A 12,748-nucleotide genomic window follows, 5' to 3' on the forward strand; every position below is an offset into this window, starting at 1 on the left:
TTGTTGGCATTCCTACTTAAATTGTTTCAAGAAACGAAGGTCGTTTTCAAAAAAGGCACGTAAATCATTTACGCCATAACGGAGCATAGTTAAACGCTCTACCCCCATACCAAAAGCAAACCCTGTGTATTCTTCTGGATCTATACCGACAGACTTAAGGACATTTGGGTGAACCATGCCACAACCTAGTACTTCTAGCCATTTGCCATTTTTACCTTTTACATCCACTTCAGCTGATGGTTCTGTAAACGGAAAATATGAAGGACGGAAACGAATTTCCAAGTCTTCTTCGAAGAAATGATGTAGGAAATCATGCAAAATACCTTTAAGTTGAGTAAAGCTAACATCTTTATCAACCATTAGGCCTTCTACTTGATGGAACATTGGCGTGTGCGTTTGATCGTAGTCGTTACGATATACTTTACCCGGCGAAATAATTCTTAGTGGTGGCTTTTCAGCTTCCATAGTTCGGATTTGTACGCCAGATGTTTGCGTTCTCAGTACTAACTTCGGGTTAAAGTAAAAGGTATCATGATCTGCACGTGCTGGGTGATGCTCTGGAATATTCAATGCATCGAAATTATGGAAATCATCTTCGACTTCTGGGCCAGACTTAACTGCAAAACCTAAGTCACCAAAGAAACTTTCGATACGGCTTATCGTGCGTGTAACCGGATGTAAACCACCAAGCTCGTTAGTACGACCTGGTAAAGTGACATCAATCGATTCTGCGGCTAGTTTCGCCTTGATTTGCTCTGCACGTAAAAATTCACCACGCGTATTGATAAGCTTCATCACCTGCTGCTTAGCTTGGTTGATCACTTGTCCCGCTTTTGGTTTTTCTTCTTTAGGTAAGTTTGCTAAGCCTTTCATTTGCTCAGTAAACAACCCCTTCTTACCCATGTAGTTAACACGCACTTGATCTAGCGCGTTAACGTCACTTGCAGCAGCAACGTCTTTTTCTGCTTGCAAAATAATTTCGTCTAAATTCATGATTTCCTCGTACACGCCTAGGTGCGATAGGTAGACTAATTTTACTACTTAAAAATGGAGATAGATTCTACACAATATTTATAACGAAATGTAGATAAACAATGGAATTATTTGTATTTTCTGTGGCTTTAATTCAGATGCTGGAAAAAAGGTAGCAAAATCGCTACCTATTTCTGAATGATGTTATTTACAGCTCGCTGGAGAGGTCAGCAATGAAAGCGCTGTCAAATAGGTTTTACCTTGCTGCTGAACGGTATTTTTGTCGAGTTTTTCAGAAGCTAAATGAACTTCTTCTAGATCTGTTGCAGCCGCAGTTAAATCTTTTTGAATTCGCTGAATTGCGTTTTCTAAGGTGTAGGTTAATTCGTGTACCTTCACCATATCTTCTGCAGTCAATGTATCTTTAGTTAATAGTACTTGTAACTTTGCATTATATTCGGCCAGATTGCATAACGCCTGAGTCGTATTGTCAGCAGCTAACGCAGGAAAATGGTCATATCTCTCATCTGCATAGCTTGCGCTTGTATATGCGATTAGAGTACCAGCCAATAATGAAACGATTTTTACCATAATAGAATTCTCCTGAGCATAGCTTACGTTGTTTTTTTAGTTCTTAATGGCAACCAATGACCAAATCCATAGAGCAGCGTTGGTATCATATGTTGCTTAGGTTTTTCTCGTAATACTGGCAATAACAAAAATTCTATCAAGTGAATGGTTATAAGTACCATAACGGCGAGTTGTAACCACGACGCATAAGGTTGCAAAGGCGTCCAAAATGGCGCTACAGAGGTTACGGCGTATAGGGAAAGAAGAAAGGCTTTAACTAATTTACAAAATCTAATCATCAATACAGTCCATCTAAATTATCTGATATTGTCCTTCGACGAGAATCGTGAGGATATAAAACTAATGATTAACATTCAAGCAGGAAATTTATTACACCACTTTTACTTTTTATCACCAAATTTGTTGTTTACGAGTTTTCTGTTTCGTATTTTTTAAGCATAAAAAAACGCCCCGTAGGGCGTTTTACAAGTGATGATTAGTCGGCAATCAAATCATACTGCTCTCGCAGTATTTCAATAATTTCTGCTTTTGGATTTTCACTCAGCGTAATTGTTTCGCCGGTGATCTTCTCTGCAATATCGGTATACGTTTTAGAAACAGCCATTAACACGTCTACAGGCAGCGCATTGTCTCTAGCTAACGCTTCGCGCTCATCCATACGTTCTTTGTTTAATAAAATGTCTGGATCAGGGAAATGATTAAGCAGAAGCTGTCTAAAACCTTCTTTTGAATTTTCTACAACCTTACCACCACGGTAAGATTCTCCATCCCATATGCGGGAAGAATCTGGCGTACCAACTTCATCCATATAGATAAGTTTGTCGTTGCCATCAACGTCTTTGACGTAGCCAAATTCAAATTTTGTGTCGACAAAGATTTGATCAAGCGCAGCTAAAGCATCACTAATGACCGCAAAGCCGTCTTTTAAAAGTTTTTCGTATAAGTCGATGTCTTGTTCTGACTTAAAGTTAAACGCTTCAAAATTATCTTCTATGTTCTTACGTGTAATATTGACGTCATCAGCTTCTGGCACGCCATCAATACCTTTTAAAATACCTTTGGTAGACGGCGTTAATAATAATTCTGGTAACTTACTATCTCTAGATAAACCCTCTGGTAATTCAATACCACAAAAGTCTCTTTCGCCTTTTTCATAAGCACGCCACATAGAGCCTGTAATATAGCTGCGGCAAATGGCTTCAATCATCACAGGTTTTGCTTTTTGGACAATCCAAACAAAAGGATGTGGAATATCTAGAATGTGGCTGTCCGCTAATTGATTGTCTTTAAACAGCTTGAACCAATGGTTAGCGATAGCATTAAGTGCGGCACCTTTACCAGGTACACCTTTTAAACCGCCCTCTCCATGCCAAATACAATCAAAAGCTGAAATTCTATCGCTAATGACCATGATAGCTAGCGGCGTATCCTTTGGTACTTGATAGCCTTTTTCTTCAATTAAACGCGCACTATCTTCTGCCGTTAGCCAATATACACTGCGCACTTTACCGCTATGAACAGGAAGGTCTGTTTTAATAGGTAAATCATTGTTTACTGCTAAAACTTGATCGTTAAGACTCATGAATAAATCCGAATGTCGTTTTTGTAAAAATTAAATCAAAACATAGCTCTTAGCTACATTGTGATTTAATCTCTAGAAAAAGAAAAGGACGCTAATGCGTCCTTTTCATATATCTCTACGTATTATAAAGAAGCTTGCGCTTTTTCAACTAATACAGAGAAAGCTGCTTTATCGTATACTGCGATGTCAGCTAGGATCTTACGATCAATTTCAATAGACGCCTTTTTCAAGCCGTTGATGAACTTGCTGTAAGATAAACCGTTTTGACGAGCTGCTGCATTAATACGAGCAATCCATAATTGACGGAACTGACGCTTACGTTGACGACGGTCACGGTATGCGTATTGACCCGCTTTAGTAACTGCTTGGAAAGCAACGCGATATACGCGACTACGTGCACCGTAGTAACCTTTCGCTTGCTTAAGAACTTTCTTATGACGTGCGCGTGCTACAACACCGCGTTTTACTCTTGCCATTATCTAATCTCCTCTTAATTAAGCGTTAGGCAGTAGACGATCTACTGATTTCACATCAGAAGCGGCAACCATGCTCTTAGCACGTAGATGACGCTTAACCTTAGTACGACGCTTAGTCAAGATATGACGAAGACCAGCTTGTTTGCATTTGTAACCGCCAGAAGCAGTTTTCTTAAAGCGCTTTGCAGCACCTTTATTGGTTTTCATTTTAGGCATTTGAACTTACTCCATTCACTTGCATCGCTTGCGCCATGCAATTGCCATTTAAATTGAGTAATACAGGCGAGTTCGTACAAAGACCAACTACTTGTCAAGCCTACATTACCAGCGTAAAGATAATAGTGGTGAATAACGTTAAACGTTATTACTTGCTATACCAGTTATTATCGTTTTGTAGGGGCTAGCACCATAACCATTTGGCGACCTTCCGCTCTTTTAGGGAAAGACTCCACTTGGGCAAGATCTTCTAAATCACCTTTAACGCGCGTTAAAAGTTCAATACCAAGCTCTTGGTGCGCCATTTCACGACCACGAAAACGCAGTGTTACTTTGACTTTATCGCCACCTTCGAGAAAGCGTCTTAGGTTACGTAATTTAACCTGATAGTCGCCTTCATCAGTACCAGGACGGAATTTAATTTCCTTAACCTGAATCTGTTTTTGTTTTTTACGTTGCTCTTTCTGCTCTTTAGCTTTTTCATAAAGAAACTTGCCGTAGTCCATGGCTTTACATACAGGAGGCTTTGCCGTTGGGCTAATTTCAACTAAATCAACGCCCGCGTCATCTGCCACATCCATTGCTTCGTTTAATGAAACAACCCCTAGTGCTTCGCCGTCAACGCCGATTAAACGCACTTCCTGCGCTGTAATTGCGCCATTTAAACGATGTGCTGGCTCTTTTTGCCCGCCTCTTTGACCTTTAATAGTCTGCTCCTCCAAAGAACGTAAAAAACATAAATGTCTGTTGTTTAACTACGGCTTGCAACTTCTTCCGTTAGTTTCTCAATAAATGCATCAACTGACATTTTTCCTAAATCTTCACCACCGCGTGTGCGAATTGCAATTTCGCCCGCTTCCATTTCTTTGTCACCCACGACTAAAAGATATGGAACACGCTTTAAAGTGTGCTCGCGGATTTTAAAGCCTATTTTCTCATTTCTCAAGTCTACTTTGGCTCTAAACCCATTTTGTTTCAATTTTTTTACAACTTGTTGACAATATTCGCCCTGTTTGTCGGTAATATTCATCACAGTTGCTTGAATTGGTGATAACCAAGTCGGTAGCTTGCCAGCATATTCTTCAATTAAAATACCGATAAAACGCTCTAATGAACCCAAAATTGCGCGGTGAATCATCACCGGCGTATAACGTTCGTTATCTTCACCAACATAGGTTGCGCCTAATCGCTCAGGTAATGCAAAATCTAATTGCACTGTACCGCACTGCCATGCACGACCTAAACAATCCATTAAGGTGAATTCAATTTTAGGACCATAAAACGCACCTTCACCTGGTAAGTATTCAAAATCAATACCTGCTTCTGTCATTGCGTCCGCTAAACCTTTTTCGGCTTTGTCCCAAATCTCATCACTACCGATACGCTTTTCTGGTCGAGTCGATAATTTGACGACAACATTGTCAAAACCAAATGCACTATATACATCGTATACCATATCAATACATTTGCTTACTTCAGACTGCACTTGATCTTCGGTACAGAAAATATGCGCATCATCTTGAGTGAAGCCACGCACACGCATTAAGCCATGAAGCGCACCAGATGGTTCGTTACGGTGACAACAACCAAACTCTGCCATGCGTAGTGGTAAATCACGATATGATTTTAAACCTTGGTTAAATATCTGCACATGTCCAGGGCAGTTCATTGGTTTAATCGCGTACTCACGTTTTTCAGACTCTGTGGTAAACATGTTTTCAGCATATTTATCCCAATGGCCAGATTTTTCCCAAAGTACACGATCCATCATCAATGGACCTTTCACTTCATCGTAGTCATATTCGTGCAGTTTTTGGCGAACAAATTGTTCTAATTCAGTGTAAATCGTCCAGCCGTCATTGTGCCAAAACACCATACCTGGCGCTTCTTCTTGCCAATGGAATAAGTCTAACGCTTTACCAATTTTACGATGGTCACGTTTTTCAGCCTCAGCTAGTCGTTGAATATAAGCTTTTAACTGCTTTTTATCTGACCATGCTGTGCCGTAGATACGCTGTAACATTTTGTTTTCAGCATTACCACGCCAATAAGCACCCGCCACTTTCATTAATTTAAAATGGTGACAGTGGCGCATATTTGGTACGTGTGGGCCACGACACATGTCGACGTACTCTTCGTGATGGTACAAACCTGGACGATCTGATTTCTCAATATTTTCGTCCAAAATTTCCATTTTGTATGTTTCGCCGCGTGCTTCAAACGTGTCACGCGCTTCTTGCCAAGAAACCGTTTTCTTAACAACGTCATAATTTGTTTTTGCTAGTTCAAGCATACGCTTTTCAAGCGCTTGCAGATCATCTTCACTTAGTGAGTGCTCTAGATCTACGTCATAGTAAAAACCATTGTCAATTACAGGACCAATAGCCATTTTGGTATTCGGCCACAGTTGCTTAATTGCATGACCTAACAAATGCGCACAAGAATGGCGAATAATTTCAACACCTTCTTGGTCTTTATTGGTAATAAGTTGGAGAGACGCGTCTTTTTCGATCAATTCACAAGCATCGACAAGTTCACCGTCAATACGACCAGCGATTGTAGCTTTTGCTAATCCAGGGCCGATATCTAATGCAACATCCATTACAGATACTGCGTTGTCGAAAGAACGTTGACTACCGTCGGGGAGCGTAATTATAGGCATGATTTTTCCTTTTCACAGTGGCGGCGCATACGAAACGTCGCTTGCTTTATTAAGTGCAAAAATTTTGTTTATAAAATGTGATGACAATCACACTAAAACATATAAAGTAAATTAGGTTCGGCAATATAGGGGAAAATCAATTGTAATGCAATGTTTGCGTAGTGTTTTCATGATAAAAATCATAGTGATTTGTTTCGCTTTGTGTCCTTTTATTGCCGCAGGTGAGCAAAGTGAGCGCGACTGGGAAATTCACAAAAAAAACAAACATGCAAGCGTCGCTTTTAGACCGTCTGAATTCGATAAACTTATTGAAGTGCAAGCGCAATTTACTATTGATTCCACGTTGTCGGGTTTTTTATTGTTTTTGCAAGACACCGACCATATTCCCAATTGGGTTGCTTCGGCGCGCAAAAGCCACTTGGTTGAACAGCACACGCCAACTAAAAACAGCTTTTTAACGACCTTTGATACCTTGTGGCCATTTAGTAACCGTTATATGTATGTCGATTCAGACATTGTCCAAAACCAAGATTTATCGATAGAAATCAATGTACGCAATAGCAAGCACCCTATTCCAAAGCATATAGATGTTGAATCGCTTACGGCAATCGATGTAAAACGTGCAAAGTGGATCGTAAAACCAACGTCCGACAAAAAATTAGCGATAACCTATCAAATCGTTGCAGACCCTGGAGGTGTTGTGCCTTATTGGCTGAGTAACAAATTTGCACTTAACAACATGTGGCGTTCAATTGTAAGTATCCAACAACAGTTACCGCAGAGTCGTTGGCAACAACATAGGCATAGCGCCCTTATTGAAAAAAAATTGATAAACGCTACAGTCCCATACTAATTGACTATACTTAGACTATTCCAAAGTCAAAGGATTGAACACATCCATGTGGCATGCAATTGAGCAAGCGATTTCTGAGGCGACAAACACCTCATTCACGATACAGCAAAAAACACCTGTACATGGCGGTGATATCAATCTAGCGTTTGAAATTTCAGACGGTAAACAGCCCTACTTCCTAAAACTTAATCACAAAGACAACAAAAAGCTGCTAAGTGCAGAAACCTTTGCTCTAAAGCAACTAAGCACATTTAAATGCATTGCCACGCCCAAAGTAATTTGTAGCGGAGAAACGCTAGACAAAGGGTTTTTGGTATTAGAGTTCATCGAATTTAGAAAAGGCAGCCCAGAATTTTGGCGAGCATTAGGTGAGCAGCTGGCTAACCTGCATGTTGACTCTGTTCACGGTCAGTTTGGCTGGCAAGAAGACAATTATATTGGTTCAACGTTGCAACCGAACCAGTGGAGTAGCAACTGGCGACAATTTTTTTCAGAACAGCGCATTGGTTGGCAACTACAACTTCTTCGAGAAAAAGGTATTTCATTTGGCGATATCGATGCCATTGTGCAAAAAACACATGATTTGATTAACCACAAAGCAACGCCATCATTGGTACATGGTGATTTATGGCAAGGAAATATTGGTTTTAGTAGCAACGGACCGATAATCTTCGATCCAGCCTGTTACTACGGCGATAGAGAAGTCGACATCGCAATGACAGAGCTCTTTGGTAATCTCCCCAAAGAGTTTTATGATGGATACGAGAAAGTTGCCCCGCTAGATAATGGCTACAAAATCAGAAAACACGTCTATAACTTCTACCACTTACTTAATCACACTAACTTGTTTGGCGGCCTCTATCAGGCACAAGCGCTTGATTGTTGGGAAAAACTTCAACGCTTCGATATATAGGCTATTGGCGAAACATTTGTTCCGCGTTTTTAACGGCTAGAAAGATGGAAAATACAGTAAAACGATCCATACTTAAAAGACAGCTGATGACTTCTTAAATAGGTAGCGGTATGTCCAACTCCCTCGTCAATAAACGTATAAAATGTCCCCATTGCGGTCATCACCTTCATTTGGCCATCGATTTTTCAGCCGGTGACCAAGACTACTACGATGAATGCCCAGCTTGTTGCAAAGATATCCACTTAAATTTGCATGTTGATGAGTATCATCAAAAACTACAGCTATTTGTCGACGCCGACGACGAACAATTTTATAACTGATCCTTCATTCGTTTGATTGTTTCAACGATAGTCATTGTTTGCTGATCAAACTCAATATTGACCTGATCGCCTATCTTTAGCGTGCTTAAATTAGTAATAGAAAGCGTTTCAGGAATAAGATGTACGCTGAACACGCCACCATCAACCTTACCTAAGGTTAGGCTTGCGCCATTGATGGCAATAAAGCCCTTTTCAAAAATGTACTCTTGCCACTTTTCGTCAACGCTAAAGACTAATTCACAGTTTTCAGAACTTTCGTGCTTTTTGTCTAATGTCGCCGTAGCATGAATATGACCACTCACCAAATGCCCACCAAGTTCATCTCCTGCTTTTAAGGAACGCTCGATATTGACAATGTCGCCTTGTTGCAACTGCCCTAAATTGGTCACGCGCAGCGTTTCATCGATTACATCAAACTCAATAAAACCCGTCGTTTCATTTCGCTGGCCAAAGTCCACCGCTGTTAAACAAACACCATTGTTTGCTACGCTTGCTCCTTTAGCTAACTGCGCTATATAGGCAATCGGTAATTCAACTTGGTAACTCATCGACGCCGATTTTTTTGTTAGGCTAGCAATAGTGGCTTTTGTTTGTACGATTCCTGTAAACATGCATATTCTCATCAAACTGAATTACTAGCATGATGGCGACTGGACATAAGTTTTTCAAGATAAACGCCAGTAAAATCTAACGTTATTGCGATGATTAGGTTACAATTTTAGCTAGCGAGCACTCTAGAACATAACCATGACAGCGCAGAAAATTTTCAACGATATTAAAAGTTTATCCAAATTAGCTTATCCGATATTAATCGCACAGTTAGTACAGAACTTAATGGGTTTTGCCGATACTGTCATGGCGGGTCGAGTAAGCGCCACAGATATGGCTGCCGTAGCTGTGGCAAGTAGCGTTTGGTTGCCACTGATTCTACTGATATATGGTATTGTCATGGCGCTTGCAGCAATTGTGTCGCAACTTGCTGGCGCGCAAAAATATGACGCTATAGCCAAGCCCGTAGCACAAGCAGGTTGGATTGCGCTTATTCTATCCCTGTCTCTCATTCTATTGTTTTATGGTCTTATCCCGAACTTGCATGACATTGTGAAGTTGGAAGATGGTCTTGAAGTATTGATGTTTGACTACTTGCTATATGTTGTGTGGGGCGCGCCTGGGTTTTGTTTATATTTGGTATTGAGAAATTATGCTGAAGGCATGTCACATACCAAGCCAACCATGATTATTTCATTAATAGGCTTAGCTATTAACGTGCCCGCCAACTACATATTTATCTACGGTGAATTTGGTGCACCTGCGTTAGGCGGCGCTGGCTGCGGTATAGCTACTGCGATCGTCTATTGGGTGATGTTTATTGGCATGCTGATTTACGTGTTAATCAGTAAAAAACTGCAACAAGCGGAGCTTTTTAAACAATTTTATTGGCCTAATTGGGACGAAATGATGAGTATTCTTCGCATTGGTGTGCCAATAGCGCTGAGTTTATTGTTTGAAGTCACCTTGTTTGCTGTAGCAGCATTATTCCTAGCGCCCTTTGGCTCGCAAGTGGTTGCCAGTCATCAAATCGCGATTAACTTTTCATCGTTAGTCTTTATGGTACCGCTCAGTATTGCCATGGCAGTTACGATTAAAGTAGGATTTTCGGTAGGTAAACGAGAATTCGAACAAGCAAAACAAATGTGTGTGAGTGCATTAGTACTGGGCTTTTTAATCGCCTGTTTCACCGCGTCGCTATCTGTTTTGTTTCGCCATCAAATCGCGGCCATCTACACCCATGAAGTACCCGTGATCGAACTTGCTGCAAGTTTGATGTTTTTAGCTGCCCTATTTCAGTTTTCTGATTTTATTCAAGTTATTTGCGCCGGCGCTCTCAGAGGCTACAAGGATACTAAAGCAATCCTGTACATTACGTTTGTCAGCTATTGGCCTATCGGATTAGCAATAGGATGTATCTTAGGGCTTACCGATTATATCGTACCAAGCATGGGACCATCTGGATTTTGGATCGGCTTTATTGTTGGATTGACCGTTGCGGCGATACTGCTTTCTATTAGGCTTCGCTATATCCAAAAACAAATTGAGACAGGCAAATTAGTTGTGTCAATGACCTAGTGGCGATAATTTGGTCAGTTGAACAAAGTTCTTCACTTTTTATCGCAAATAGACTTGCAAGCTAAACGGCAGATCGCTAATATAGCGCTCCGTTAACACATAGTGTTTTACGTTCGTAGCTCAGTTGGTTAGAGCACCACCTTGACATGGTGGGGGTCGGTGGTTCAAATCCACTCGAACGTACCAAATTCTAAAAGCTCGCCGATATGCGGGCTTTTTTCGTTTTGGGGCGTTTAAACAGATTTGAACAAACCGAAGGTGGTTCAACTAATTTGTATGGAACAAATTAGAACGCTAACAGCGGCCCTTTAGGGGCAAAATACATGGACGTATTTTGTAATCCACTCGAACGTACCAAATTCCAAAAGCCTGCAGAAATGCGGGCTTTTTTCGTTTTGGGGCGTTTAAACAGATTTGAACAAACCGAAGGTGGTTTAACAAAATTGCCGGGAACTTAATACCAACTTACATCTAAGTTTAACTTCTTAGCGAATATTAAACGATTTATAGATAAGGCTTTGGCTGCAGGTAATGGTTTTCCATTATCAAGGTCAGTAACGCAATATATAAATTGTTTAATTTCACCCTTTGGGAACAAAATATCAAAACAATAACTGCATAATATTTACTCGATGTAGAACACTATATCTTCGGAAATATTATTTGCTCTAATTCTGATATTGTAGTTCTAAGAAACTAAACTTAGATGTAAGTTGGTATCATGAACGCTAACAGCGGCCCTGTAAGGGCAAAATACATGGACGTATTTTGTATTCCACTCGAACGTACCAAATTCCAAAAGCCTGCAGAAATGCAGGCTTTTTTCGTTTTGGGCAACAAAAAAGCCAGTCACTTCACTATGTACTGGCTTTTATCATGTTAGCTAGTAATATATTAACAATACTTTACTTAACCTCTTCAAGCGCTAGTAGATTGAATTTCTTGTCTACAACTTCCTGGCTTGCACCGTAATTACGGGTGGCAAAGTTAAACGGTTGGTTACCCGTAATCAAATTATTGATTGCATCTTCGCCGCAGTTGAAGTGAATTGTTACTGTGCCGTCTTCATTCTTTTCCCATTCGTACGAATTAATTGAAAATCTATCCGTATCAACCATATAACCATCTAAGTCATAAACAGTAATCGAGGTGAAGTATTTATTGTTCGGCTCTTCAAATGTTACAACATAACACTTATCTGCAGGAAAGTTTGCCGAGTTACGATAAACGTTAGACACACCAACTTCCACTGGCATACCGCCCCAACCATTTGCATTTGACGCATTGATCAATGTTTGAGAAAGCGTTGTTTCTGGGCTTGCTGGATATGAATAATCTTGCCCTGCAAACTTGTCTTTGTAGTAAGCGGTGATTTCATCACGTTGCTGTGCATTAAAGTTTTTTGCTTGGTAACGTTTATTGGTGTCGCTATAGTCAGCATAAAAGCGATGCTGATTACCCAAAGCGTCAGTAAGATCTGTTTTATCTTCAACACCAGAGCGGAAAATAACAAAGGCCCATTCGCTAAAGATTTTCACTTTATGTGTCCCTACGCCTACTTTGTAAGCTGGCGCGTAGGCATATTCATCAAGCACATGTACCGACAAATAAATATCGTCTCGCACATCTTTATTTTCTTCGGTGCGTACAAATTCATTAATACCTACGGTGACATAGCCTTCTTCATCTGCGCGAATAACCGCCACGGAGTATACAGCATCTTGGTTCATTCTAACGACAGGTGCTTTTTTACCTTTCGGCGCTAGCACAGGTAAATGTACCATTTTTTGATCTGCACCTCTGTCAGTCCAGCGCTTGATCATTTTAGCTGTTTCAGCTTCAGTGTAGTTCTCTTCCGTGACAGGAATGACATTATTTTCTACGACTGTTTCCGCTGCAGGCTGGGCAGGTACAACGTCAGATTGCTCTGCAGTGCGATTATCCTCAGTCATTAAAAAAGCTGCGATTGCAACAACGAGAACAGCTATTACTAACATCACTTTTTTCATTGCTTGTTACTCCATTGGTTTGGTTAA

At 40.5% G+C, this 12,748-nt stretch carries 14 protein-coding genes and 1 tRNA gene; 5 read left to right on the plus strand and 10 right to left on the minus strand.

The features are described from left to right. Positions 1 to 12 precede the first annotated feature (12 nt). The 8 genes from pheS to thrS form a co-directional block, all read right to left on the minus strand. The gene (gene pheS, locus QUD85_RS08330; protein WP_093329584.1) at positions 13 to 993 is read right to left on the minus strand and encodes a phenylalanine--tRNA ligase subunit alpha; all 981 of its coding nucleotides are present in this window, start codon (positions 991 to 993) and stop codon (positions 13 to 15) included. Positions 994 to 1,176: 183 nt separating this feature from the next. Beyond that, positions 1,177 to 1,563 carry a DUF6746 family protein gene (locus QUD85_RS08335; protein ID WP_093329582.1) on the minus strand — a complete coding sequence of 129 codons (387 nt, stop codon included), beginning with the start codon at positions 1,561 to 1,563 and terminating at the stop codon, positions 1,177 to 1,179. A gap of 23 nt (positions 1,564 to 1,586) precedes the next feature. After that, positions 1,587 to 1,841, minus strand: coding sequence for a hypothetical protein (locus QUD85_RS08340; protein ID WP_093329580.1), 255 nt, complete (start codon positions 1,839 to 1,841; stop codon positions 1,587 to 1,589). A 197-nt stretch (positions 1,842 to 2,038) separates the two neighbouring features. Then, entirely contained in the window at positions 2,039 to 3,145 is a 1,107-nt protein-coding gene (locus QUD85_RS08345; RefSeq protein ID WP_093329578.1) for a phosphoribosylaminoimidazolesuccinocarboxamide synthase, read from the minus strand. Positions 3,146 to 3,267: 122 nt separating this feature from the next. Next, positions 3,268 to 3,621: a 50S ribosomal protein L20 gene (gene rplT, locus QUD85_RS08350; protein WP_093329577.1), complete on the minus strand. Its 354-nt coding sequence runs from the start codon at positions 3,619 to 3,621 to the stop codon at positions 3,268 to 3,270. 18 nt (positions 3,622 to 3,639) lie between these two features. Then, complete coding sequence (rpmI, locus tag QUD85_RS08355) at positions 3,640 to 3,837, minus strand: 50S ribosomal protein L35 (protein ID WP_093329575.1); 198 nt, start codon at positions 3,835 to 3,837, stop codon at positions 3,640 to 3,642. A gap of 167 nt (positions 3,838 to 4,004) precedes the next feature. Beyond that, positions 4,005 to 4,559: a translation initiation factor IF-3 gene (gene infC / locus QUD85_RS08360; RefSeq protein WP_093329573.1), complete on the minus strand. Its 555-nt coding sequence runs from the start codon at positions 4,557 to 4,559 to the stop codon at positions 4,005 to 4,007. A 29-nt stretch (positions 4,560 to 4,588) separates the two neighbouring features. Next, on the minus strand, positions 4,589 to 6,499 hold the full coding sequence (gene thrS / locus QUD85_RS08365; RefSeq protein WP_093329571.1) for a threonine--tRNA ligase: 1,911 nt from the start codon (positions 6,497 to 6,499) through the stop codon (positions 4,589 to 4,591). Between the two features lie 169 nt (positions 6,500 to 6,668). Here thrS and QUD85_RS08370 point away from each other — a divergent pair, with 169 nt between their 5' ends. From QUD85_RS08370 to QUD85_RS08380, 3 genes are all read left to right on the plus strand, one after another. Continuing rightward, positions 6,669 to 7,352 carry an SRPBCC family protein gene (locus QUD85_RS08370; RefSeq protein ID WP_143047952.1) on the plus strand — a complete coding sequence of 228 codons (684 nt, stop codon included), beginning with the start codon at positions 6,669 to 6,671 and terminating at the stop codon, positions 7,350 to 7,352. Positions 7,353 to 7,398: 46 nt separating this feature from the next. Beyond that, entirely contained in the window at positions 7,399 to 8,265 is an 867-nt protein-coding gene (locus QUD85_RS08375; RefSeq protein ID WP_093329567.1) for a fructosamine kinase family protein, read from the plus strand. Positions 8,266 to 8,375: 110 nt separating this feature from the next. Then, positions 8,376 to 8,585 carry a CPXCG motif-containing cysteine-rich protein gene (locus QUD85_RS08380; protein ID WP_093329566.1) on the plus strand — a complete coding sequence of 70 codons (210 nt, stop codon included), beginning with the start codon at positions 8,376 to 8,378 and terminating at the stop codon, positions 8,583 to 8,585. Here the strand turns inward: QUD85_RS08380 and QUD85_RS08385 are convergent. After that, entirely contained in the window at positions 8,576 to 9,196 is a 621-nt protein-coding gene (locus tag QUD85_RS08385) for a riboflavin synthase subunit alpha (RefSeq protein ID WP_093329564.1), read from the minus strand. The two genes, QUD85_RS08380 and QUD85_RS08385, sit on opposite strands and share 10 nt — an antisense overlap. Positions 9,197 to 9,332: 136 nt before the next feature. Here QUD85_RS08385 and QUD85_RS08390 point away from each other — a divergent pair, with 136 nt between their 5' ends. Further along, entirely contained in the window at positions 9,333 to 10,712 is a 1,380-nt protein-coding gene (locus QUD85_RS08390; protein WP_093329563.1) for an MATE family efflux transporter, read from the plus strand. 109 nt (positions 10,713 to 10,821) lie between these two features. Beyond that, positions 10,822 to 10,898 (plus strand) — tRNA-Val (locus tag QUD85_RS08395). A 719-nt stretch (positions 10,899 to 11,617) separates the two neighbouring features. Here QUD85_RS08395 and QUD85_RS08400 read toward each other — a convergent pair. Beyond that, positions 11,618 to 12,721, minus strand: coding sequence for a DUF1214 domain-containing protein (locus tag QUD85_RS08400; RefSeq protein ID WP_093329561.1), 1,104 nt, complete (start codon positions 12,719 to 12,721; stop codon positions 11,618 to 11,620). Positions 12,722 to 12,748 lie beyond the last annotated feature (27 nt).

Source organism: Thalassotalea agarivorans, assembly GCF_030295955.1.
Classification (GTDB): domain Bacteria; phylum Pseudomonadota; class Gammaproteobacteria; order Enterobacterales; family Alteromonadaceae; genus Thalassotalea_D; species Thalassotalea_D agarivorans.

Bases quoted from the DNA above. Each gene is read 5' to 3' on its own strand.
- pheS (WP_093329584.1), bottom strand. From the start codon at position 993: ATGAATTTAGACGAAATTATTTTGCAAGCAGAAAAAGACGTTGCTGCT.
- QUD85_RS08335 (WP_093329582.1), bottom strand. From the start codon at position 1,563: ATGGTAAAAATCGTTTCATTATTGGCTGGTACTCTAATCGCATATACA.
- QUD85_RS08340 (WP_093329580.1), bottom strand. From the start codon at position 1,841: ATGATTAGATTTTGTAAATTAGTTAAAGCCTTTCTTCTTTCCCTATAC.
- QUD85_RS08345 (WP_093329578.1), bottom strand. From the start codon at position 3,145: ATGAGTCTTAACGATCAAGTTTTAGCAGTAAACAATGATTTACCTATT.
- rplT (WP_093329577.1), bottom strand. From the start codon at position 3,621: ATGGCAAGAGTAAAACGCGGTGTTGTAGCACGCGCACGTCATAAGAAA.
- rpmI (WP_093329575.1), bottom strand. From the start codon at position 3,837: ATGCCTAAAATGAAAACCAATAAAGGTGCTGCAAAGCGCTTTAAGAAA.
- thrS (WP_093329571.1), bottom strand. From the start codon at position 6,499: ATGCCTATAATTACGCTCCCCGACGGTAGTCAACGTTCTTTCGACAAC.
- QUD85_RS08370 (WP_143047952.1), top strand. From the start codon at position 6,669: ATGATAAAAATCATAGTGATTTGTTTCGCTTTGTGTCCTTTTATTGCC.
- QUD85_RS08375 (WP_093329567.1), top strand. From the start codon at position 7,399: ATGTGGCATGCAATTGAGCAAGCGATTTCTGAGGCGACAAACACCTCA.
- QUD85_RS08380 (WP_093329566.1), top strand. From the start codon at position 8,376: ATGTCCAACTCCCTCGTCAATAAACGTATAAAATGTCCCCATTGCGGT.
- QUD85_RS08385 (WP_093329564.1), bottom strand. From the start codon at position 9,196: ATGTTTACAGGAATCGTACAAACAAAAGCCACTATTGCTAGCCTAACA.
- QUD85_RS08390 (WP_093329563.1), top strand. From the start codon at position 9,333: ATGACAGCGCAGAAAATTTTCAACGATATTAAAAGTTTATCCAAATTA.
- QUD85_RS08400 (WP_093329561.1), bottom strand. From the start codon at position 12,721: ATGAAAAAAGTGATGTTAGTAATAGCTGTTCTCGTTGTTGCAATCGCA.